Raw genomic sequence first — 22,624 nt, forward strand, 5'->3', positions numbered from 1 at the left:
CCCGCAACCAAAATGGTCCCGTGGTGTAGCGGTTAACATGCCTGCCTGTCACGCAGGAGATCGCCGGTTCGATCCCGGTCGGGACCGCCATTTTTTTGAAAATATGGGTCAGTAGCTCAGTTGGTAGAGCATTAGATTGAAGCTCTAAGTGTCGGCGGTTCGATTCCGTCCTGACCCACCATATTTTTTGCCGGTGTAGCTCAGTTGGTAGAGCAACTGACTTGTAATCAGTAGGTCGTGGGTTCGACTCCTATCGCCGGCACCATGACTTTCCCGGAGGGGTAGCGAAGTGGCTAAACGCGGCGGACTGTAAATCCGCTCCTTAGGGTTCGGCGGTTCGAATCCGTCCCCCTCCACCAGTTTTAATTTAATAGGGGCATAGTTCAACGGTAGAATAGAGGTCTCCAAAACCTTTGGTGTGGGTTCGATTCCTACTGCCCCTGCCATTTAATTTTATGGCGATTGTGGCGAAGTGGTTAACGCACCGGATTGTGGTTCCGGCATTCGTGGGTTCGATTCCCATCAGTCGCCCCATTTTCAATAAAATTAATAAATACAATATAACAATGGCGATTGTGGCGAAGTGGTTAACGCACCGGATTGTGGTTCCGGCATTCGTGGGTTCGATTCCCATCAGTCGCCCCATTGTTGGGGTATAGCCAAGCGGTAAGGCAACGGATTTTGATTCCGTCATGCCTAGGTTCGAATCCTAGTACCCCAGCCATTTTTGCGGAAGTAGTTCAGTGGTAGAACACCACCTTGCCAAGGTGGGGGTCGCGAGTTCGAACCTCGTCTTCCGCTCCAAATATGACGGCGGCATAGCCAAGTGGTAAGGCACAGGTCTGCAACACCTTTATCACCGGTTCAAATCCGGTTGCCGCCTCCATATTTTATTAATCAATCGGTTTATCCGATTTTTTTTATCTCCATTATGCCGGTGTGGCGGAATTGGCAGACGCGCACGACTCAAAATCGTGTTCCTTTGGAGTGTCGGTTCGACCCCGACCACCGGTATCACATTTAGTAGAGAACCCTTGATTACAAGGGTTCTTTTTTTGGTTCTATAATATTTGTTGGGGTAATCAAACAATTAAGGTAGCAATAAGATTAAGAATTCTAAAACATTGCAAATCTACTCCTTCTTTCATATGATTTTTAACATTAATAGAAACAACCACATCTTCAACTTTAATAAATCTAGGTTTTAAAGGAGAAATATTGTGTGCTTTACAAAGTTGTAATAATCTTGTTCCACTTAGACCACCCTCCTTACCTGTTATCAGTGTAAAGTGAGAAAGAATATAGAGATGTAGGTTATGAACTACTCGCTAAAAAGAAAAATGGGTTAATTCTACTTTAGCGTGAGTAGTAATGGTTAAATTTTAGTAGGAAAAGAAATAATGCCTGATAAGTAGCATTTTCGATGAATAGAGAGGGTATGATTATGAGCAGACATTTTTTTATTGCCGTTCCACTTCCTTCAGATATTAAAGCAGCTCTTAAAGTGAAATGTGAAGAAATGAAAGCAGATATTCATTTTAAGCGATGGGTACACCAGGAAGATTATCACATCACATTGGCTTTTTTAGGTCATGCGGATGAAGAGCAATTACAGGCTGTAATGGATGAAACGAGGGGAAATCTTCGGAATGTTCCACCATTCGAATTAAACATTCAAGGGTTCAATACTTTTGGAAGAAAAGAATATCCAAGAATTTTATGGGTTAATCTGCTTGAATCGCAGCCATTAAATTTGGTGAGAGAAATCGTATACCGTGATTGTATGAAGGCTGGTTTTGAATTAGATAAGAAGCCTTTTACACCCCATATAACTGTTGCAAGAAAATGGGATGAAGCATGTGGGGGAATTTCGTTCGACGCATTGCTAGAAGAAAATTTTCAGCTTCCAAAATTTTCAGTTGAAGAAGTGATTTTGTACGAATCAAAAATAGAGGAAACGCCAAAATATTATAAAAAAGCTGTCATTCGTTTAGATGGCCAATAATTTTACATTCAGCTCGTAAACCTAAAAAGAAAAGGTTTATGAGTTTTTTGTTTAAAACCATTTGTAATGATTAGTTCATCTTCCGTTCATTTAAGGATTTTATGCTAAGGATGTAAAAATGAATGGAGGAGTTCACTATGAATCTTGCGTGGAAAGAAATTAAGAAGAATAAAGTAAGATTTTTAATATTAGGATCAATTGTTTTTCTAGTTAGTTTTTTAACTTTTATTATTTCTGGTTTGGCGAATGGATTATCACAGGATAATGCCGCTTTAATTAAAGATTTACCACAAGGACAATTTTATATGAATACGGATGCAGATGAAACTTATAATCTGTCAAAGATAGATAGCGGTACACAAAATGAAATATTGAGTAATGAAAAGGATGCAGTAGCTTTTTCACTACAAATGGGCTTTTTAAATGATCAGGATAATAAGCAGCAAAGCGTCGCCTTTGTGACATCCACTGATTCAAAGTTATTTGAAAAAGTGCAACACGAAGAAGTGATAGTAGACAGCTCATTGAAAGATAAAGGAATAAAAGTAGGCGATACATTAACGAATAATCAGTTTAGTGGCAAGTTTGTAGTAAAAGGATTTGTAGAGCAAAAAAAATATAGTCATGCACCGGTTGCCTATATTAATAACGAGGATTATAAAGAAATTTATCGTACTGATGAAATGCAATTGATTTTTGTACCAAATGGTGATTCTTCAAAACAATTTGCTGGATTACAATCATTTTCGAATAAAGAGTTTCTTAATACAATCCCAAGCTATAGCGCAGAACAAATGTCTTTAAATATGATTGTCTGGTTTTTAGTAGTCATCAGTGGGATGCTGTTTGCTATCTTCTTCTATATGATGAACGTTCAAAAAATTGGTTTATACGGAATTTTGAAGGCCATTGGTGTGAAAACGAGTAAACTATTCAAAATGATATGGACACAGATGGCTATCATTACAGTTATTTCACTTATTTTGTCGGTAGCCTTTAGCCAAGCATTTAATCTGATAGCGCCAAAAGGAATGCCTTTCACGTTAACAATTGGGACGACAACTCAATTATCAATCGTATTCCTAATTATTGGATTTATTGGAGCTACAATTTCAGGCATCCAAATTAAAAAAATTCAACCATTACAAGCGATACAGCAAGGAGAGGCTTAATATGACTTTATTTAAAATCGATGAAGTTAGAAAAACGTTTAGAAATGGCGAGGTAGAGGAAGAAATACTTAAAGGGATAGATCTTTCTCTAAATGAAGGGGAAATAACAGCATTGGTCGGTGCATCTGGATCAGGTAAGAGTACACTTCTGACAATAGCTGCTGGACTTCAGCCTGCAACAGATGGGCACGTTATTTTTGAAGGAAAAAATATGTCTACCATGAACGCGGAAGAAGTTCGAAAAGTACGAGCAAGTGAATTTGGGTTTGTCTTTCAGTTTGCACACCTTGTACCTTTTCTTACAGTTCAGGAGCAGCTACTGCTAATGCTAGATGTTTCTGAATCAACATTAAAGAAGCAGGAACAAAAAAATGAAGTTAATCGAATACTAAAATTAGTAGGGATGGACCATCGAAAAATGGCTTATCCTTCGTCATTGTCAGGTGGCGAGAAGCAACGTGTTGCCATTGCCCGAGCAATCATTCATAAACCGAAAGTTCTCTTCGCAGATGAACCAACAGCAAGCTTAGATTCACAAAGATCAAAAGAGGTTATGTTACTAATTAGAGATTTGACTAAAACGTTAAACATTACTACTTTAATGGTGACACACGATGAAGAAATGCTTGCTTATACGGATCGTATTATTAAAATGAGCGACGGTGTCATTTTGCAAGATGCCATGTAGATCGAATCCTTAAAAATCACAACCACATTTATTGATGGTTGTGGTTTTTTTGTATCAATTATGCCTCGGCACCCGCTAAAAGAAGTAGGCTTATCATCATAATGTTCAGCTGATTTTCCATTCCATTTGGGCGTTATTTATAGATATTTTTAATAAGCCTAGTGTTATGTTACCAAACCACTAAACTAATGAAGCATATTATAGAAGGAAAGGGGGAGGTGATTTGAAATGGCGTTTGTCATTGCTTTATTGATCGTATTAGTTGGTCTAATAGCGGGATTCCAATTAACCGAAGGAAGGTCAGAGAAAGGGAATTACATCGTTTGGGGTATCATTACAATGATAGCGTTTGCACCGTTCTTATCTTTTGTAATTGGCGTAATGTATGGAATAGTAGTTAAAAATAGTTGGGCAACCTCGATTATGATGTTTTTAGCTCCTATAATTTTTGTTATAGGGTTAATTATATTACTTTTAGGTATTTATAAAAATGATAAAGAAAAGTATAAATAACTAGCTATTAATCTCTGAAAAGGGTAATTCCGTTCAGTGTTTAAGTTATCTTAAATATAAAGGTAAAAAGCCGCGAGACTCCTACAAATTGTTTTTGATGAGTGTAAATGAAAATGTAAGCGAAGGAGACATATGCCTTCGTGCTCAACATCCTATTTTTGGCCCTGATGCGGTTCGTGCCTGGGAGGCGGAAAAGCATAGCGGTTTTTTACCTCTGGAAGAAAGCTTTTACGTGAAAAGTTTAGGTTAATCGAGCTTTTCGACTTACTTTACAGACCATTCTCATTAAAGCTCTGTGCAACGAAGGGAAGATCGTAAAGAGTACATCCATTGTTTTACGCATAGGCATAGGACAGATAATAGGCTTATTTTTGTGTACGCCTGCAATAGTGATTTTTGCTAGTTGCTGTGGAGACATCATTTTTTGCTTTTTCAATTGTTTGGACATTACTGATTTATCGATATTAATAGCTGTCGCTTTATCGAAAATAGGTGTATCAACAAAAGTCGGACATAGCGTACTTACCTTGATGCCAAATTCCTCAGCCTCATAGTGTAGTGATGTCGTTAAGCCCACAACAGCATGCTTCGTAGTTGAATATGCGGCAGATATAGGCGCTGGCCCCAACCCTGCTGCTGATGAGGTATTGATGATATGTCCAAAACCTTGTTTCTTCATGATTTGATAGCCAACTTGAGTACCATATATAACGCCCCATAAATTAAGATCCACAATGTTTTTCCATTCGTTCATCGACATATCATACATTTCACCATACATAGCTATACCAGCATTATTGAATAAATAATCTAATCTTTGAAACTCCTCATAGACATTTGTAATGACATGTTCAACACTTTTGTAATCGGTTACATTTAATTCTACAAATCTAGCATTTGAAGCATCTTTATTTAGTTCTGCCTCTAGCAAACGTCCATCATGTTCGTTAATATCTGCAATAATGACAAATACATGACGACCTACTAACTCTTTGCAGATAGCCTTCCCTATACCTGATACACCGCCAGTAACAATCGCAACCTTTCTCATCTTCATCACCTCTCACATGACTTCCTATTGTTCAATAGCTTCCTGTAATTGAAACTGTTCAATGACAGCTGTGTATTCTTCCACGACAAGTTCTGCTCCTTTACTATTTAAATGAACGCCATCTAACGTTAAATGTAGCCCTCTCTTTTTAGATAATCGGTCAATTCGCAAAGGATTTTTATAAAACAGTACATCTTTCATTACTCGCATAACATTAGTGTTCATATAATCGGAACTATTAACTTGTTCTAAGTGATGCTCAAACACCTCTTGTATATTTAGAAAGCTTACATTTGCATATTTTGAAGAAATGGATTGAATAATAGAGGAGAGCTCTTTTAATTCTTTATTAGGAGCGTTTTTCATTGTCTCTCCGATTAAAGCTGGTGTTACTAAAACGACATGTTTAGAGGATGCTAAAATCATTTCTAAACAATTTACATAGTAATCTTTAAATTCTTGATGATCTTTTGTAACTGGTTGTGCCTGCACTTTCAAAAGTTTAGCATAAACATCGTTGACACCAATCCAAAGAAAGCTAAGGTCATAATAAGTAGCTAGCTTCGATTTCTCTAAACGACTGTGTAAGCTTTTTACTGTTTCACCTGGTTTACCGAGATTATCAAATTCGATATGTTGATGGTTTGTTGTTAGTAGTTTAAAAAATGAAACCCCTGGTCTACCTTCTGTTAAGCTGTCGCCTATACATGCAATTTTCATTTATACCCCACCTTTTTTTATCTTCTTTAACTTCACCCGTTGTAATAAGTTAATTCCTCTGGAAGCCATTATGCCGAGGCATAATTGATAAAAATGGTTATTGCCTGGTTAAAGAGTGGCTCAAGTGCTTTCAGCTCCTGCGTATATGTCAGCTGACATAATCCCCCTAGCCAAGTGCCTAGCAGAACAGTCCATTCATCAATATTTCCATGAACAAATTCCCCCTTATCAATTCCTTCTTGCAGAATCGCACGATAAGCACCCATCGGTACAACGGCTAAATTGTATAATTGTTGTACTGATTCAGGGCTCGATTTTGGATTGGAAGCTAGCTCTTGCCCTGATCTTAATAAAGGTGTTTGGTAATGATAGAGAACATGCATGGCCATGCCATATAATTTTTCTGTTGCCGTAGAGTAGTTACATTCTTTTTGCAGCCATTTGTTGTGCCAATCTTGCATTGTTTGTTGCGCTAAAAGAACAAAGAGCTTTTCTTTGTTTTCAAAATGGTAATAAATATGTCCCTTGCTGTAGCCTGAAGCGGTGGAAATATCGCCAACTGATGTTTGATTATAGCCTTTTTGAGAAAACAAACTAACCGCATGTTCCATAATTTCAACTTTTGCTTTCTCGCTATCGTAACGTCTTTTATTCATTGATTTACTCCTTTAAAACATTTGAACGTTCGTTCTAATTTAATTATACAATATTTTACTAATTAATGAATAGTTAAATACCTACGTCATTATGTTGTCACAATTGCTAATACCAAGGCTAATCAGACATCTCCAGGAAAGGAATTCGACTTTACATTATGTTGTTGAATAAATGAAGGGAATATCCATTTAGTTATTGAATTATAAATTATAATTTAAAAATTAGGAGGGGAATTAGATGGGGAGAGTAATAGGGTTTGAATTAAATAGCTAGGAGCCTGAAAAAGCAGTTGAGTTTTATGCCAAGGTTTTTGGTTGGGAGGTAGCCGCACCTAATTGGGAATATCGGGCTGTAACAACTGGGAATGATGAAAAGTCTGGGATCAACGGCGGTATTGCTAAGGGGACACATGATCTTCCTTTTGGAACACGTATTCAAATCGAAGTGGATTCAATCGATCAAGCTATTTCAAAAGCTAAGCAGAATGGTGCCATCATTGTTCGTGACAAAATGGAGTTTGATGAGTTTTATCTTGCCTATATGGTCGATCCCACTGGGCTTGGTTTCGGCTTAATTCAAAATAAATAATCTATTTTCTCCCAAAAGATTGCGGAGGCTTTTTTGTGATTAAGTCGATAGCATAGGAAAAGCAAGTCTCCTTTTGAATGGGGAGGCTTGCCTTTTGTTGCATTTAATCTAATGAAATATGAAAAAAGCGATGAAGTGCTTGTCGCCATTCCTTTTCGTTATGAGTTGTATAGGTTGTTAGGGAGTATCCCTCGTAAATTCGAAATTCGTTATTAAGCATTGTATGTCGGCCACGAGGAGTACGAATCATCGCGATTTTATTGTTTTGTTTAGAAAGTCTTGGTGCAAACTTTGCATCGTTAGCGTCATCAAAAAAACTATAAAGTAAACGCCAATTATTTTTTGTTAGTTCGTACAGCATCCAGCCGTTCGCTTCATCCCGTTCAATTTTATAAAGTTCATTACCTTCACGGTGTTGATGTCCAGCTATTAGTGGAACTGGTTTACAAGGAGCTAATGCACCTACACCAACATCTGAAATATAGGATTGACCATTGAAATTGACCAGCAATAGCTGATGCATAGGTACATCCTCAACAGGAGTATCCGCTTCAATGTTGCGCCAAAATTGTGCATAGCGGTTGGTAACAGAAAAGCCAAGTTCGCGAAGTAGCCAACTAAATAAAATATTTAGTTCAAAACAATTGCCTCCGCGAAGTTTAATAATCATTTTTTGAAAAAGGTCAGGAATAGCGAAGGTGATGTCATGTTTTAAGGCAACATCTAGGTTCTCATAAGGAATGGTATGTAGATGTTTGGTTTGAAGCTGACCAAGTAACTTAATAGATGGCTCTAAAGATCCATGAAATTGAATAAGCTTTAAATATTGCTTTATTTGTGAATTCATAAAATCGCCTCATTTCCTTACTAAATAACATAACCGAAATGGTTTGAGAATACACGTGAATAATATAAAGAAAATAATAGAAAAGGAGGTAAATAACTTGTAAAATGAAAATATTAACTATAATAAAGAGAGATATTTCCTATTAGTTAATAATAATGATTGTAAGGTAGGTATACGAATGACAAGCGAAATGAAATGGTTAGAAGTAAATTCATACGATGAAATGAGCAAAGTAGCAGCGGATATTTTCACTAAACAATTACAAGTAAACCCAACAAGTATTTTAGGATTAGCGACTGGTGGTTCTCCCGTAGGCATGTATAAGGAATTAGTGAAACGCCAACAAGCTGGCAATATATCTTTTAGTGATGTGATTACCTTTAACCTAGATGAATATATAGGTATCGATCAAACAAGTCCGGCAAGTTATTGGACATTTATGCATGAGAACTTATTCAATCATGTAGATATAAAAGAAGAAAATATACATTTACCAAATGGTCAGGCAGAAAACTTAGATGCTGAGTGTGCGGCCTATGATGCTCGCATTAAAGAAGCGGGAGGAATTGATCTGCAGCTTCTAGGCATTGGCGTTAACGGACATATTGGTTTTAACGAGCCAGGCACATCTTTTGCTTCAACGACTCATATTGTGGAGCTAACTGAATCTACACGCAAAGAAAATGCAATTTATTTTGATAACTCTAAAGATGTACCGACTCATGCAATTACAATGGGCATTCAATCTATTATGAAAGCCAAGGAAATCGTGTTAATTGCATTTGGTGAAAAAAAGCTAGAGGCTATGGAAAAATTAAAAAGTGGTATTATCACTGAAGATTTCCCAGCAAGCCAATTATTAAATCATCCAAATGTAACCATTATTTACGGCGGAACAAAATAAGAAATAAGCGTAGACTTTATATTATTTGAAGTCTACGCTTTTTTATTTTGGCGATTCGAGCGACGGAAGGAAGAGTCGAGGCGACGGAAAGAAGAGGCGAAGTGACGGAAAGAAATCCGAGCGACGGAAGGAAGAGTCGAAGCGACGGAAAGAAGAGGCGAAGTGACGGAAAGAAATCCGAGCGACGGAAGGAAGAGTCGAAGCCGGAAAGAAGAGCCAGAGCGACGGAAAGTAGGGTCGAAGCGACGGAAAGAAATCTGAGCGACGGAAAGTAGAGCCAAAGCGACGGAAAGAAGGGTCGAAGCGACGGAAAGAAATCCGAGAGACGGAAGGAAGAGGCGAAGCGACGGAAAGTAGGGTCGAAGTGACGGAAAGAAATCCGAGTGACGGAAGGAAGAGTCGAAGCGACGGAAAGAAGAGCCAGAGCGACGGAAGGAAGAGTCGAAGTGACGGAAAGAAATCCGAGTGACGGAAGGAAGAGTCGAAGCGACGGAAAGTAGAGCCAGAGCGACGGAAAGAAGAGTCAAAGTGACGGAAAGAAATCCGAGCGATGGAAGGAAGAGTCGAAGCGACGGAAAGTAGAGCCAGAGCGACATACAGTCATCCGGAAATTTAAATGTTATCAACACTAGCTTCGCCATTAATCAATGCTACAATATTATCTATATGCTGGAATAAGAAAATAGGAGGGATTAGGGTGAAAAGCACCGTACCACATTTACAAAAGGGAGATACAGTTGGTCTTGTGGCTTTATCCAGTCAAGCACAGCCCGAAAAGCTAGGAGATGCTATAGCCTTTCTTGAAGAATTAGGGCTAAACTATATAATTGGGAATACCATTCAGGCAAAGCACGATTACCTAGCAGGTAATGATGAAGAGCGTCTGGCTGATTTTCATGAGATGGTGAGAAATCCGGAGGTGAAGGCAATTTTTTGTGTTAAGGGGGGCTATGGCTCTGCACGAATTGCGGAGAAGATTGACTACGGACTACTTGAGGAAAATCCAAAAATCTTCTGGGGCTTCTCTGATCTTACATATTTACATTGCGCGATTAACGAATATGCTAATTTAGTGACGTTTCATGGGCCGCTCCTGATGTCTGTTAGAAGAATAGATGATTTATCAAAGAAGATGTTTTTACAGCTATTTTCACCGATGGAAGTACAATATACGGAGGATATTTCCCCATTAACAACGATTGCACCTGGCGTAGCTCGTGGTGAGATTATTGGAGGAAATTTACGTCGCCTTGTTAACACATTAGGTACAAAATTTGAAGTTTGCACAGAAGGCCGCATTTTATTGATAGAGGAGCTTGGAGAATCTATCCCAAAAATCGATGCAATGCTGCAGCAATTAAAGCAGGCGAGAAAGCTTGAGCAGTTAGCCGGAGTTGTTATCGGTTCCTTTACGCAAACGGAAGCGGATGAAGCGGCATTATTTGCTTTAATGAAGGATTATTTTGCGGATTTAGGCGTTCCAGTTGTAGCAGGCTTTAAAATTGGCCATGATTCAACGAATATAGCAATTCCGTTAGGAGTAGATGCCATCTTAGATGCACAGGAAAAAGTACTGAAGGTTTTGCCTGGTGTGCATTAAAAAGAAGAATTTTATGATTGATTAAAAACAGGGAGGGGGAATATGGATATTGAGCAAAAACTATATCAGTCGGTGGTAGAATTGATTGAAAAAAGATACCCTTCTGGTTGGGGTGGTGCGGCAGCAATGTATACTGAAGATGGTCAGATTTTAACGAGCGTAGCACCAGACGTTATAAATGCCTCTACTGAATTGTGCATGGAAACTGGTGCAATACTTGAAGCGCATAAGCTTAATACGAAGGTTACTCATAGTATTTGTATGGCCAGAGAAAACGAAGATTCAGTATTTACTGTGCTAACTCCTTGTGGTGTATGTCAAGAAAGGCTTTTTTACTGGGGTGAAAATGTAAAAGCGGCTATCACTAATCCGAATGGTGAATTGATATTTAAAACATTGAAAGAAATACAACCATATCATTGGTATAAAGCATACGAAAAATAATTGAAAAGGTTTTTTGCTATGTGATTTGGGATGCAACTAAAAAAGACATTACATATTTGTTGTGAAAATATGTAATGTCTTTTTGATTTAATAAGGCTCTGCGTCATGACCTTTATCTACAGCCTTTTGAGGTGCTTCATCACCAGCAATATTGCCAAGTGGCTTTGATGAAGAGGAATCATTTCGAGCTTTTTGTAAACCTTCTTTTAACAAGCGACCGTATTCTTCATCTGCTTCTTGTGCTAAAGCAATCATCGCTTCTTGAATGGCTATATGACAGACTGCTAAATCACGAATTAAGTTTTCGAGCAGCTCATCTCGCTCCCATTGCTCAAAATTGCGATATGTTTCGCCCGCTTGCTTCGTATTGCTTTGCCGATCAATGGATTCTCGAACGAGATTACCTTCCACGAGCGGTGTATATTCTTTAGCCGCTTGAGTAGCTTCTTTTAAACCATTTAACATCGAAGGCTCATAGTTAACATGAGGATTTTGCCCCGGAGCTAAATCTCGCTGATACATCATTTGACCACCGTTTTGATTGGTTGCCACTCGCTTTTTAGGTGCATTGATAGGGAGTTGTAAATAGTTTGCACCTACACGGTGACGCTGTGTATCAGAATAAGAGAAGGTACGACCTTGTAGCATTTTATCGTCCGAGAAATCCAATCCGTCCACAAGCACTCCTGTACCGAAAGTAGCCTGTTCAACCTCAGCAAAATAATCTTCTGGATTTTTATTTAATACCATCTTACCAACTGGATACCATGGGAATTGATCATTAGGCCAAAGCTTCGTATCATCTAATGGATCAAAATCAAGCTCTGGATGTGGACCATCCTCCATAATTTGGACGTTAAGCTCCCATTCAGGATAATCACCATTTTTAATTGCATCATATAAATCTTGTGTGGCATGATTGAAATTTTTTTTTTGGATTTCTTCTGCTTCTTTTTGTGTTAAGTTTTTAATGCCTTGTAAAGGTTCCCAATGATATTTTACAAGAACCGCTTTGCCTTCACTATTGACCCATTTATACGTATTGACGCCAGAGCCTTGCATCATTCGATAATTAGCGGGAATACCCCAAGGTGAATAAACGAATGTCACCATATGGAAGGTTTCTGGAGAACTTGCACAGAAATCAAAAAAGCGTTCAACGTCCTGAATATTTGTAATCGGATCAGGCTTAAAGGCGTGAATCATATCAGGGAATTTCATAGCATCGCGGATAAAGAAGATTTTTAAATTATTGCCGACTAAATCCCAGTTACCATCCTCCGTATAGAATTTAACAGCAAAGCCTCGTGGATCACGTAATGTTTCTGGTGAATGACCGCCATGAATAACGGTTGAGAAGCGCACAAAAACAGGCGTCTTCTTCCCTTTATCCTGAAATACTTTTGCCCTTGTATACTTAGCAATAGGATCATCCCCAACAACACCGTATGTCTCAAAATAGCCATGTGCCCCTGCACCTCGTGCATGAACAACACGCTCAGGAATTCTTTCGCGGTCAAAGTGACTTATTTTTTCTATAAAATCATAGTTTTCAAGAGTTGCAGGTCCTCGATTACTGACTGTTCGTATATTTTGATTGTTCGTAATAGGATGCCCCTGTCGATTTGTCAAGGTCATGTCATGCTCGTTTGTGGAATCGTGTTGTTTCGTCATTGTCTAACCCCTTTCTTTGGATATAGTTATTCTTTACATGTTAGGGGAGAATTAGACATGAAAAAACTTCTACACATAAGGTGGATAAAGAATTAACGGAAGGGGATGGAAATTGCGACATAATGGATTAAAATCGGTTTTTATTATGTTAATTTTGGGGGAATCTTCTACGTTCTTTTTTATTCGTTAAAACAAGAATATGAACATAAAAAGCTCTCCTACACCAAATGTAAGAGAGCTATTGGATGGCGTTTTCAAATTAATTGTCAAGTTGTTTGAGTATGGCCATTGCTGATAGTTGGTTATTAGTCATTGGTCATACAGTAACAGGTAACTTGTCATTGGTTTTGTTTAAGTTAGCTCCAAAAAGCTAGTTTTGAAAACAGCACATCCAATTCGCTATGAAGTCGCAGCGACTCCATAAATCTATTGTATACAGTTTCAGGGAAATCGTCTATGCAATGCTGATAGATTCCTTGACTTAGAGTTTACTCTAACAACTATAATACAAACATCTTTATTGAAGGAGATGTTTTGCTTTGAATACACGAGTAATTGTAACTAGATACGGAGAACCTCAGGTTATTGATGTGATAGAGGAGCCCTTACGAAAACCCGAAAGAGGGGAAATTCGCGTTAAGGTCCAAGCGGCGGGAGTTGCACTTGCGGATATTATGAGAAGAGAGGGGAAATATCCGCTATCTCCTATACCTCCCTTTACTCCAGGGTACGACGCTATTGGGATTGTTGACGAGTTGGGAGAAGGCGTGCAAAAATATTTGATAGGGGATAAGGTAGCCGTCTTTTTTAACGGAACGGGTGGCTATGCATCTTATGTGTACGCGATGGAGGATGAGGTTGTTGGGATTCCTGCGCACATTGATTCCGTATCGGCCGCGGCTGTGATCTTAAATTATGTAACAGCCTATCAAATGCTTCACCGGATTGCAAAGGTAGCTGAGGGAGAACGTATCCTTATTCACGGGGCAAGTGGCGGGGTTGGTACTGCCTTGCTTGAGCTTGGGAAGTTAGCAAAATTAGACATGTATGGCACAGCTTCCTTAGCTAAACATTCAATTGTATCCAAATTCGGCGCAGTCCCGATTGACTATCGAAACGAAGATTTTGTAGATACTCTTCGTATCCAGGCTCCTGAAGGTATGGATGTTGTATTTGATCCAATAGGGGGCCAGAATTACGAGCGTTCGATGAACACCTTAAGCAACAATGGCCGCTTCATAGGTTACGGCTATACCTCGATTCTTCAGCAAGGAGATTCAGAAGATTGGGCCAAAGAATGGGGAAGTCTAGCTGAAAATCGAACTACAAAGAAAGGTAATCCAGTCTATCTTTACTCTATAACATCATTAAAAAAAGAAAGATTAGATTGGTTTAAGGAAGACGTTCGATTTCTTCTTTCCTTGTTAGAGGAAGGAAAGATCAATCCCTTAATCTCTTACAGACTTCCGTTACGGGAAGCTGCACATGCTCAAGAATTGCTTGAAAAATCATTATCTGTAGGAAAGGTTATTCTTATATGTGAATGAAAGGGGACAAAAACGTAATGTACTCAATTGGTGAATATCGAAATTAACAGGTATTTCTGCATATACACTTCGTTATTATGAAAAAATGGGTCTTTTACCTAATCCTTATCGCTTGGATGGGAAGCAAAATGGGATTCGGCAATATAATGATCAGGATCTTCGCTTTATCCAATTTGTTTATGGATTAAAGCAAACGGGAATGAAGCTAAAGGATATTACTTTGTTTGCTGAAGATGGCTGTCTGTTAACACAAAATGATCAGGAAATAGAGGATATCCAGGAAATTTTACACAAACGGATTGAACTATTAAATAAACATGTTAATCTACTAGAGCAACAATTGGAGCAATTGGAGCAATTGGAAAACGTAATGACTCTTGCCAATGAGAAAAGAAGTTTTTACTTAGCTATGCTAAATGATAGACTTCCGAACCCGTAAAGACATTTTAACTACTTCTAGGAGAAGTTAAGCCACCGGGGGATATCATGGATCAGAAAAGAGTTGTTAGCCTAAAATCATTGCATCTATGCGAAAACGGCTAACTGACCTGGATCGGTGGCGCTTCCGCTACGTATTCACACAAAAGACATATGTTGCTTCCGCTACGTATTCACACAAAAGACATATGTTGCTTCCGCTACGTATTCACACAAAAGACATCTATTGCTTTCGCTACGTAAGCACTACGCTTTAGCAAAAAATAGACTATCAAAAGCGTTTAGCCACTATTGGTTGAACGCTTTTTTATATTCATTAGAGTTAGTTCAATATGTAACATAGATCCATTATTTTACTGAAAATGTCGAAAAATGACGAATAATAAAGGTGGAAATGTACACCTTATTTTGTCAGAATTGTAATAGGAGGATATGACATAGTAGTTTAGGAACTTTTTGTACTATAATTCTATTTCATTAAATCTAATAACGTATATTGATCGATATGCATTCGGAGGGAATAAAGGTAATGAAGAAAGTTTTATTATTACTTCTAGCAGTTATGCTAGTTGGATGTTCTGGAGAAGGAACAGAGAAGAAAAAAGAGGCAGACGTAAAAAAAGAGGTCGTTACAGTAAAATTTGAAGAGGTCGATGCTGAATCAAAAGCTACAGTTGAAAAGTTTGCCAAAGAATACAATGAAAAGCTTACTTTATTTAAACAGGTTCAACCTATAGGATTAGACATGATTCCAGAACCAGTAACGAATGAACTTAAAGATTTCTCACAAGTTCTATTGGAAGCTGATTTTAAAGAATATAAGGGCCATTACAAATTAGTTGCTAAATACAATAAGGATAAAAAAATAATTGGATATAATCTTTCTGTTCAAGGACTCCCTGAAAAAGAAGTAAATGATGAGGGAGACGAATGGGCAGAAGGGATGACTTCAGCTGTAATAGTTGCTCAAACACTAGGATTAGATTTGGGTAAATTCACCGAATCATTAGCTAAAGCTGAAGAAAATAGAGACACTCATTCTTATACTGATTCTACATATAAGGTAACTAATCTTTGTACTGAGGTCGATGCAGGAAAATTTGAATTTAAATTTGAATTAACTAAGTAGAACAAAAAGCATCTCTAATGAACTACATCTCAATTGTGTCTAACAATTGCAATGCAGAGCAAGAGATGCTTTTTTGCTTTGCTGTATTTATTTTAATTGATTTAGAGCTATACAAGTCTTTATTGCTTATTAATAGGCTTGAGAAGCGATGAAACCTTGGCTTGTCTTTTGTATTTGCTTTTGTGTAATAGGGATTTTAAAAATTGTATTCTATATATTATTATTCCATAAAACCTTAATTTTACATAAAATGTCGAAAAATGTTGGAAGAAAGGGTGGAAACAGAAACTTTATTTTGTCAGAATTATAATAGGATGATGCGATATAGTAATTTCAGTATTTTTTGCACTGAATTCTATTTCATTGAATCTAGTAACGTATATTTTTATTGATATACATTCGGAGGGAATAAAGGTAATGAAGAAAGTTTTATTATTACTTCTAGCAGTTATACTAGTTGGATGTTCTGGAGAAGGAACAGAGAAGAAAAAAGAGGCAGATGTAAAAAAAGATCAGGAAACAAAAGAAGCGGTCGTAAAGGAGGAGAAAGTCGTTCCAATAAAGTTTGAAGAGGTTGATCCTGAATCAAAGGCTGCGGTAGAAAAGTTTGTTAAAAAATACAATGTCAGAGCTAATATATTTAAAAAGAATCCAGTTGAAGGAATTGAAATAGCAGAAATTCCAGAACCAATAACTAATGAATTGAATAAAGAGGAAACTATTTTCTCACAAATTTTATTGGATACTGATTTTAAAAAACATAAGGGTCATTATAAAATAGACGTTAATTATAATGAAGATAAAAAAATAATTGGATATAATATTTTTATAGAAGGAATTCCCGCAACTGAATTAAATGAAGATGGAAAGGGAGGGGAATGGGCAGAAGGAATTATATCTGCTATGTCAATTGCTTATGCACTAGGATTGAATATAGATAAATTTGACGAAGAAAGTGATATTGCTTTTGACGAGGAAGTAGCTTATACATATACTGATCCTAACACTAAGACTAATGTAACTTTTCTATTTGCCGATTGGGATATAGGGAAATTTGAAATTAAATATGAATTAAGTAAGTAGAACAAAAAGCATCCCAAAGCTGTACCCCGAATTGTTAAACACAATTGGAGGTACAGCTCAAAAAGGATGCTTTTTTTATTGTAGAAATAATAGCATTGGCATCCTCAATATTAGAAATAACGAGAATCATCGAAGTTAATTTCAACACTATAATTCTTTGCATTGATCAGATTCGATAATTTATGGGCATCTTTTTCTAATATAATAGCACGTTCTCGGTACTCATCTGGCTCATACATAGCAATTTCATAAAGCATTGTATTTTCACCATATCCCATGCGTACACTTTCTTTTTCGTGCATACTAAACTGTTTACACAGCTCAGCATCTGCGCGGAGCTGTGTTGCGAGCTCAATCGCTTCAACTAATGCTAGTTTGTCACCTTTAAAGTCTACTGTGTTTTTTATATTTGCTTCATATACTAAACGATCCAATGTACGAACATCGAGACGTACTTGAGCTAATTCAGCTTCAATTACTTTCATTGCGCGATTACTTGTTTTGGGTGCTTGTCCTTTTTCAACAGTTACAAAAGCGCTACGATGTAATTCGTCAACAAGCTCTTGAACTTTTTTTGCTAAAATACTTTTTAGCTTAACGGCTTCAGCAAGATTAATCATGAAAACACGTCCTTTTATAGTGTAGTAGATGGTGCTGCGTTTGTTAATAGGGCTATTTTAAAATTGCCGCCATGAATTTGATTAAACATCTTCCCGGCAGATGCAAGAAGCTCTTGCGCACTTTCTTCTGATAATGATGGGCGTAGGTAGAAGATATGTAGAGCCTCCGTCGTTTCCTCCGAAACAGACGTACGTTTAGAATCGACAAATGGTGACCCAAATGCTCCTTCAGCATCACAGCTATAAAGGATATTTTTTAATGTATTAAAACGACCATTTAAGCCCTCATAGCCAGTATCCTCGTCGCCAAGTGCGATTTTTATATGTCCTTGTAGTTTAGCTACATCATATAAGCCTACCGGAATCTCATATTGGAGGGAGAAGAAATTATTTAAATCAACACCAGAGTGAAAAGGTGTTAAATAATTTTGCTTACTAACTCGGCGCATTAAGCTTTCTGCTGAGTGACGATAGCGGTTCGGATCTGCACCAAGCTTTTTCCATAGTTGTCGCCATTCTGCAATACCCTCTCGTTGCGTTACAGGATTATCCTGCATTTCTAAAAAGAGATTTTCCTGATACAATTGCATGCGACCTTTAATCATTTGAGGCGATTCTGCAACGACAATTTTGGTATAATGAATAATGCCGATTTTAAGCTCGGGATGTTGTGTCAATAGAGATTGATTAATTGAAATTTCCATAAAACATCACCTACTTTATCTATTTTTATTATTGTACCATGTAAGGAGTTGGGAATAAAATGAACATACATGACCTACAACGTGAATTTGTGGCGTATGCAATGTCCATTGGTGTAGACAAGATTGGCTTTACAACAGCGGCTCCTTTTACTGAAATGAAAAATAGACTGCGCCGTCAGCAAGAGCTTGGTTATCAGTCTGGCTTTGAAGAAAGCGATATTGAAAAACGTACCGAACCCCTACAATTGTTAGAGGGGGCAGAGAGCATTGTGGCGATAGCAGTCGCATATCCGTCGCGCATGCAAAATGCACCTGTAGGCAAGAAGGGAGCGAGACGCGGGATTTTTTGTCGTGCTTCCTGGGGTGTCGATTATCATACAGCATTACGTGAGCGCTTGGAATTACTATCAGCTTGGCTTGAGGAGCGAGTAGAAGGTGTTCGTATTGAATCAATGGCTGATACGGGGGCACTTGTTGATAGGGCAGTTGCGGAACGTGCGGGGATAGGTTGGAGCGGAAAAAACTGCTCGATCATTACGCCTGAGTTCGGTTCATATGTATATTTAGGAGAGTTACTCACGAATATCCCTTTTGCCCCTGATAAGCCTATGGAGGATGAATGCGGGGATTGCCGCTTATGTTTAGATGTTTGCCCAACAGGCGCGTTAATCGAGGGAGGACAGCTAGACTCTCAACGTTGTATAGCCTTTTTAACACAAACTAAAGGAATGCTACCTGATGAGTTTCGTACCCATATTGGTAATCGTTTGTATGGCTGCGATACATGTCAGACCGTATGCCCAAAAAATAAAGGGAAAATTAACTGGATGCATGAGGAATTTAAACCTGATCCAGAGCTTGCAAAGCCATTACTTGTACCACTTTTAACAATTTCGAATCGTGACTTTAAAGAAAAGTTTGGACATGTTTCTGGTTCATGGCGGGGGAAAAAGCCAATTCAACGCAATACTATTTTGGCACTTGCACACTTCAAAGAAGAAGCTGCGGTCCCAGATTTAGTAGCACTTCTTGAAAAGGATGAACGACCTGTCATTCGAGGAACAGCCGCATGGGCTTTAGGTAAGATAGGCGGGGAGCAGGCTCAATCCGCATTACTTAAGGCAGAAATAAAAGAACAAGACGAGGAAGTACTCGTTGAAATTAATAAAGGTTTACAATTTTTTAGTTAAGGAAGTGTACCGTTATGCCATTGCATATCGTTTTATATCAACCAGAAATTCCAGCAAATACAGGAAATATTGCACGCACATGTGCTGGCACAAATACCTCACTACATTTAATTCGTCCTCTTGGCTTTTCCACAGACGATAAAATGCTAAAACGGGCCGGCTTAGATTATTGGCATAGTGTCAATGTCGTGTATCACGATTCGCTAGAGGATTTTTTAGAGGCATCCAAAAATGGCGACGTTTATTTAATTGAGACCTATAGTGAAGAACCATTTACGACACATGATTTTAGTGATAAAGATCGAGATATTTACTTCATGTTTGGCAAAGAAACGACAGGTCTGCCAAAGGATTTTGCTTATGAGCGTCGAGATATGTGCTTACGAATTCCACAGAGTGAACATGTTCGTTCTCTCAATTTATCGAATACAGCAGCAATTGTTATTTATGAGGCATTACGTCAACAAGGATATCCAGGTTTACATTAAAAAAGAAGTTCTCTCATACCAGAGAACTTCTTTTTGTTTTTTCGTTTGAGGTGAAAGGATTTTGCAAAAGAAGGGAAGCACCGTCAAGGGTGGATACACCCCTCACCCCGACGGATAGTACGTCACATCACCTTTAAAATTTCAATAAAACAACGATACCTGATGGATCCTCTGTTTGGAAACCACCATCTATATCAATAACAGGAGCACCAATGGAACGGAGATTTTCTTTCATTGTTGCTGCTTGCTCTTCATTATCTAGACGCAGTGAAAATGTTTGTAAGCCAACCTGATTTTTACCAAGCTTTGGTGCGTTTTCAGAGTGCCAAGTATTTAAACCGATATGATGGTGATAGCGTCCAGTTGAGATGAATAAAGCTTGTGCTCCATAGCGAGTGACAATTTCAAATCCTAATCCTTTTGTATAAAATTCTTCTGCGGCAGCTAAATTAGATACTGATAAATGAATATGCCCCATAACCGTATCAGCTGGTAGGCCATCCCATCTACCATCACCTTCCTCTAATATAGAATGGATTTTAAGAGGTTCAGTCACCATATGCACTTGGTCGAAATGCCAAGTCCATTCATTTTCAGGGCGATCTGCATAAACCTCAATACCATTATTATCAGGATCATTTAAATATAGTGCTTCACTTACATCATGGTCAGATGCTCCGAAGTACACGCCTTTGGTATGGAAATGAGTAATAATATTTGCTAAATCACGACGAGTAGGCAATAAAATGGCAAAGTGATAAAGCCCAGTTGTTAAGCTCGTTTTTTCTTCTACTGTTTCAGGTTGGACGATTGTTAGTAAGGCTGTTTTGCCATCAGCAGTTAGAGTTGCTCTCTGAGATTCCTGCTGTAAAACTTTAAAGCCAATGACCTCTTGATAATAAATTAATGAACGTTGTAAATCGCTCACTTTAATTTCAACATTTGTGACATATGTGTTAGGTTTTTCATGAAAATGCATAGTAAATTACCTCCGAATTTAAGTTATCATTAATTATCAACTTACTTTATGTAAGTAAGTGTATTTTATAAAGTGCATATTGTCAAGTCATTATATTATTTCAAAAAATAAGAGAAGTAACCGAAGTGGCTCATCGGACGCCCTCAGGAAAAAAGAGCAAACTTTATTTAAGAGGGCACCTTATTTCATGCAACAATAAAAAAATCACTAAGCATATATTCATGCTTAGTGATTTTCTTGAGGTATTATTTGTCTGCTCTGTAGTCGCCTTCATAGCCAGCAGTGAAAATTGCAGTTAAGAACGCAACAGTTACACCAATAATTAATAGTAAACCCATGGAATAACCCTCCTCAGTTTATAAAGACATCTCTTTTTAGTATAGACTATCTACTATAAAAATGAAACGACATAGCGGAATAAAATATGTCAGAAATGGTTCAGAAATAACTATTTCGGGAAAACTATAAGAGAGGTGATAATAATGGAAAAAAAGGTTCCAAATATTGAAAACGGTACAATGGCTAGAAATTTTAAAGATTTACAGGATTTGGGAAAGCAAATGGAGCATTTGCGTGATGGCCTAGAGCTTGTTGAAGACAATCGAATTCCAGATCCTATTCAAGTAGATGATTATGAAGAGGAAGCGAAGGATCAATAAGATATTACCCCGAAAATTTTCCTTATATTTCTTAAAACCAATTTTTTGTATAATGGAACTAGGAAAAGAAAGGGGTTGTTATTCTTGAATTTACAATCAACAAAAACATTAGCAAACGGTGTGGAAATGCCTCGCTTTGGCTTAGGTGTTTATAAAATGACAGAGCGTGATGAGACTTTGCAGGCTATTGATAAAGCTCTTAAATTTGGCTACCGAGCTATTGATACGGCTTCTCTTTATGGTAACGAGGTCGAGGTGGACGAAGCTATTCGCCATTCAGGCGTTAAACGTGAGGATATTTTTGTGACGACAAAGGTTTGGAATAATGACCAAGGCTATGATGAAACATTACGAGCTTTCGAAGTCTCATTGAAAAAGTTAAATATGGATTATTTAGATTTATATTTAACGCATTGGGCAGTACCAGAAACATTTGAAGAAACGTATCGAGCAATTGAACGTTTATATGATGAAAAATTAATTCGTGCAACAGGTGTCTCAAATCACCATGAGCATCATCTACAAAAGCTATTAGCTAAAGCAAATATAGCACCAATGGTCAATCAAGTAGAGGTGCATCCATATTTACAGCAAGACGCATTACGAGCATTTTGTAGTGAGCATGGAATCGCTGTTACCGCATGGTCTCCATTAGGCCGTGGCGGAGTACTTGATAATCCAACGATTATGGAAATTGGTCGTGAAATAGGGAAGACGGCTGCTCAAGTAGTGCTGCGTTGGCATTTACAAAATGATACACTTATTATTCCTAAGTCTGTAACACCTAGTCGTATTGAGGAAAACGCCCAGATTTTTGATTTTGAATTAACACTAGCTCAAATGGATAAAATAGCAACGTTAAATCGTAATGAACGATTTGGGCAAGACCCGGATAACTTTAAATTTAATTTTTAGTGCAATAGA

General features: G+C 37.8%; 23 protein-coding genes, 11 tRNA genes and 1 pseudogene. 27 read left to right on the forward strand and 8 right to left on the reverse strand.

Annotation, left to right across the window (positions count from 1 at the left end):
• Nucleotides 1-14 precede the first annotated feature (14 nt).
• From ACIQ7N_RS05100 to ACIQ7N_RS05170, 15 genes are all read left to right on the forward strand, one after another.
• Nucleotides 15-90, forward strand: a tRNA-Asp gene (locus ACIQ7N_RS05100).
• Nucleotides 91-105: 15 nt separating this feature from the next.
• Nucleotides 106-181, forward strand: a tRNA-Phe gene (locus ACIQ7N_RS05105).
• 8 nt (nt 182-189) lie between these two features.
• A tRNA-Thr gene (locus ACIQ7N_RS05110) sits at nt 190-265 on the forward strand.
• A 10-nt stretch (nt 266-275) separates the two neighbouring features.
• Nucleotides 276-359: transfer RNA gene (locus tag ACIQ7N_RS05115), tRNA-Tyr, on the forward strand.
• A gap of 13 nt (nt 360-372) precedes the next feature.
• Nucleotides 373-446 (forward strand) — tRNA-Trp (locus ACIQ7N_RS05120).
• Between the two features lie 12 nt (nt 447-458).
• Nucleotides 459-534: transfer RNA gene (locus ACIQ7N_RS05125), tRNA-His, on the forward strand.
• Nucleotides 535-569: 35 nt separating this feature from the next.
• Nucleotides 570-645, forward strand: a tRNA-His gene (locus tag ACIQ7N_RS05130).
• 4 nt (nt 646-649) lie between these two features.
• A tRNA-Gln gene (locus ACIQ7N_RS05135) sits at nt 650-724 on the forward strand.
• Between the two features lie 5 nt (nt 725-729).
• Nucleotides 730-804 (forward strand) — tRNA-Gly (locus tag ACIQ7N_RS05140).
• 8 nt (nt 805-812) lie between these two features.
• A tRNA-Cys gene (locus ACIQ7N_RS05145) sits at nt 813-886 on the forward strand.
• 47 nt (nt 887-933) lie between these two features.
• Nucleotides 934-1,014, forward strand: a tRNA-Leu gene (locus tag ACIQ7N_RS05150).
• Nucleotides 1,015-1,444: 430 nt separating this feature from the next.
• The gene (gene thpR, locus ACIQ7N_RS05155) at nt 1,445-2,005 is read left to right on the forward strand and encodes an RNA 2',3'-cyclic phosphodiesterase (protein WP_402930588.1); all 561 of its coding nucleotides are present in this window, start codon (nt 1,445-1,447) and stop codon (nt 2,003-2,005) included.
• A gap of 137 nt (nt 2,006-2,142) precedes the next feature.
• Nucleotides 2,143-3,177 (forward strand): ABC transporter permease, encoded by a 1,035-nt coding sequence (locus ACIQ7N_RS05160; protein WP_402930590.1) that lies wholly within the window; start codon nt 2,143-2,145, stop codon nt 3,175-3,177.
• A gap of 1 nt (nt 3,178) precedes the next feature.
• Nucleotides 3,179-3,865, forward strand: a complete 687-nt coding sequence (locus ACIQ7N_RS05165) for an ABC transporter ATP-binding protein (RefSeq protein WP_402930591.1) — start codon at nt 3,179-3,181, stop codon at nt 3,863-3,865.
• Between the two features lie 228 nt (nt 3,866-4,093).
• Nucleotides 4,094-4,378 carry a hypothetical protein gene (locus ACIQ7N_RS05170; RefSeq protein ID WP_132364113.1) on the forward strand — a complete coding sequence of 95 codons (285 nt, stop codon included), beginning with the start codon at nt 4,094-4,096 and terminating at the stop codon, nt 4,376-4,378.
• Nucleotides 4,379-4,619: 241 nt separating this feature from the next.
• Here ACIQ7N_RS05170 and ACIQ7N_RS05175 read toward each other — a convergent pair whose 3' ends face one another.
• The 3 genes from ACIQ7N_RS05175 to ACIQ7N_RS05185 form a co-directional block, all read right to left on the reverse strand.
• Nucleotides 4,620-5,435, reverse strand: coding sequence for an SDR family NAD(P)-dependent oxidoreductase (locus tag ACIQ7N_RS05175; RefSeq protein WP_402930824.1), 816 nt, complete (start codon nt 5,433-5,435; stop codon nt 4,620-4,622).
• A gap of 18 nt (nt 5,436-5,453) precedes the next feature.
• Nucleotides 5,454-6,149, reverse strand: coding sequence for an SGNH/GDSL hydrolase family protein (locus ACIQ7N_RS05180; RefSeq protein ID WP_402930594.1), 696 nt, complete (start codon nt 6,147-6,149; stop codon nt 5,454-5,456).
• 68 nt (nt 6,150-6,217) lie between these two features.
• Nucleotides 6,218-6,805: a TetR/AcrR family transcriptional regulator gene (locus ACIQ7N_RS05185; RefSeq protein ID WP_402930596.1), complete on the reverse strand. Its 588-nt coding sequence runs from the start codon at nt 6,803-6,805 to the stop codon at nt 6,218-6,220.
• Between the two features lie 289 nt (nt 6,806-7,094).
• Between ACIQ7N_RS05185 and ACIQ7N_RS05190 the strand changes: the two are divergent.
• Nucleotides 7,095-7,394, forward strand: a pseudogene (locus ACIQ7N_RS05190) (VOC family protein); the annotation flags it as partial.
• Between the two features lie 103 nt (nt 7,395-7,497).
• Here the strand turns inward: ACIQ7N_RS05190 and ACIQ7N_RS05195 are convergent.
• A complete protein-coding gene (locus ACIQ7N_RS05195; RefSeq protein WP_402930598.1) occupies nt 7,498-8,241 on the reverse strand; it encodes an arylamine N-acetyltransferase family protein in 744 nt (247 codons plus the stop codon).
• A 190-nt stretch (nt 8,242-8,431) separates the two neighbouring features.
• On the opposite strand from ACIQ7N_RS05195, the gene nagB reads away from it, so the two are divergent.
• From nagB to ACIQ7N_RS05210, 3 genes are all read left to right on the forward strand, one after another.
• Nucleotides 8,432-9,145, forward strand: a complete 714-nt coding sequence (gene nagB / locus ACIQ7N_RS05200; RefSeq protein ID WP_402930826.1) for a glucosamine-6-phosphate deaminase — start codon at nt 8,432-8,434, stop codon at nt 9,143-9,145.
• A gap of 697 nt (nt 9,146-9,842) precedes the next feature.
• Entirely contained in the window at nt 9,843-10,745 is a 903-nt protein-coding gene (locus tag ACIQ7N_RS05205; RefSeq protein ID WP_402930600.1) for a S66 peptidase family protein, read from the forward strand.
• Nucleotides 10,746-10,787: 42 nt separating this feature from the next.
• Nucleotides 10,788-11,189, forward strand: a complete 402-nt coding sequence (locus ACIQ7N_RS05210; protein WP_402930602.1) for a cytidine deaminase — start codon at nt 10,788-10,790, stop codon at nt 11,187-11,189.
• An 87-nt stretch (nt 11,190-11,276) separates the two neighbouring features.
• Here ACIQ7N_RS05210 and ACIQ7N_RS05215 read toward each other — a convergent pair whose 3' ends face one another.
• Complete coding sequence (locus ACIQ7N_RS05215) at nt 11,277-12,863, reverse strand: catalase (protein ID WP_402930604.1); 1,587 nt, start codon at nt 12,861-12,863, stop codon at nt 11,277-11,279.
• A 539-nt stretch (nt 12,864-13,402) separates the two neighbouring features.
• On the opposite strand from ACIQ7N_RS05215, the gene ACIQ7N_RS05220 reads away from it, so the two are divergent.
• The 4 genes from ACIQ7N_RS05220 (at nt 13,403) to ACIQ7N_RS05235 (ending at nt 17,060) form a co-directional block, all read left to right on the forward strand.
• Nucleotides 13,403-14,410: a medium chain dehydrogenase/reductase family protein gene (locus ACIQ7N_RS05220; protein ID WP_402930606.1), complete on the forward strand. Its 1,008-nt coding sequence runs from the start codon at nt 13,403-13,405 to the stop codon at nt 14,408-14,410.
• A gap of 52 nt (nt 14,411-14,462) precedes the next feature.
• Nucleotides 14,463-14,849, forward strand: a complete 387-nt coding sequence (locus tag ACIQ7N_RS05225; protein WP_402930828.1) for a MerR family transcriptional regulator — start codon at nt 14,463-14,465, stop codon at nt 14,847-14,849.
• A gap of 528 nt (nt 14,850-15,377) precedes the next feature.
• A complete protein-coding gene (locus ACIQ7N_RS05230; protein WP_402930607.1) occupies nt 15,378-15,977 on the forward strand; it encodes a hypothetical protein in 600 nt (199 codons plus the stop codon).
• 417 nt (nt 15,978-16,394) lie between these two features.
• The gene (locus ACIQ7N_RS05235; protein ID WP_402930609.1) at nt 16,395-17,060 is read left to right on the forward strand and encodes a hypothetical protein; all 666 of its coding nucleotides are present in this window, start codon (nt 16,395-16,397) and stop codon (nt 17,058-17,060) included.
• Between the two features lie 110 nt (nt 17,061-17,170).
• On the opposite strand, the gene ACIQ7N_RS05240 is transcribed toward ACIQ7N_RS05235, so the two are convergent.
• Both ACIQ7N_RS05240 and ACIQ7N_RS05245 read right to left on the reverse strand, forming a co-directional pair.
• The gene (locus tag ACIQ7N_RS05240; RefSeq protein ID WP_132364089.1) at nt 17,171-17,680 is read right to left on the reverse strand and encodes a hypothetical protein; all 510 of its coding nucleotides are present in this window, start codon (nt 17,678-17,680) and stop codon (nt 17,171-17,173) included.
• 14 nt (nt 17,681-17,694) lie between these two features.
• Nucleotides 17,695-18,384 carry a B3/B4 domain-containing protein gene (locus tag ACIQ7N_RS05245; protein ID WP_402930611.1) on the reverse strand — a complete coding sequence of 230 codons (690 nt, stop codon included), beginning with the start codon at nt 18,382-18,384 and terminating at the stop codon, nt 17,695-17,697.
• A gap of 59 nt (nt 18,385-18,443) precedes the next feature.
• Here ACIQ7N_RS05245 and queG point away from each other — a divergent pair, with 59 nt between their 5' ends.
• Nucleotides 18,444-19,574 (forward strand): tRNA epoxyqueuosine(34) reductase QueG, encoded by a 1,131-nt coding sequence (queG, locus tag ACIQ7N_RS05250; protein WP_402930613.1) that lies wholly within the window; start codon nt 18,444-18,446, stop codon nt 19,572-19,574.
• A 14-nt stretch (nt 19,575-19,588) separates the two neighbouring features.
• On the forward strand, nt 19,589-20,062 hold the full coding sequence (gene trmL, locus ACIQ7N_RS05255; protein WP_053485736.1) for a tRNA (uridine(34)/cytosine(34)/5-carboxymethylaminomethyluridine(34)-2'-O)-methyltransferase TrmL: 474 nt from the start codon (nt 19,589-19,591) through the stop codon (nt 20,060-20,062).
• A 133-nt stretch (nt 20,063-20,195) separates the two neighbouring features.
• Here the strand turns inward: trmL and ACIQ7N_RS05260 are convergent, their stop codons facing one another.
• Nucleotides 20,196-21,041 carry a VOC family protein gene (locus ACIQ7N_RS05260; RefSeq protein ID WP_402930615.1) on the reverse strand — a complete coding sequence of 282 codons (846 nt, stop codon included), beginning with the start codon at nt 21,039-21,041 and terminating at the stop codon, nt 20,196-20,198.
• A 482-nt stretch (nt 21,042-21,523) separates the two neighbouring features.
• Here ACIQ7N_RS05260 and ACIQ7N_RS05265 point away from each other — a divergent pair, with 482 nt between their 5' ends.
• Nucleotides 21,524-21,700 (forward strand): hypothetical protein, encoded by a 177-nt coding sequence (locus ACIQ7N_RS05265; RefSeq protein ID WP_402930617.1) that lies wholly within the window; start codon nt 21,524-21,526, stop codon nt 21,698-21,700.
• Between the two features lie 84 nt (nt 21,701-21,784).
• Nucleotides 21,785-22,615: an aldo/keto reductase gene (locus ACIQ7N_RS05270; RefSeq protein WP_402930619.1), complete on the forward strand. Its 831-nt coding sequence runs from the start codon at nt 21,785-21,787 to the stop codon at nt 22,613-22,615.
• Nucleotides 22,616-22,624 lie beyond the last annotated feature (9 nt).

Source organism: Lysinibacillus sp. NPDC095746, assembly GCF_044763535.1.
Classification (GTDB): domain Bacteria; phylum Bacillota; class Bacilli; order Bacillales_A; family Planococcaceae; genus Lysinibacillus.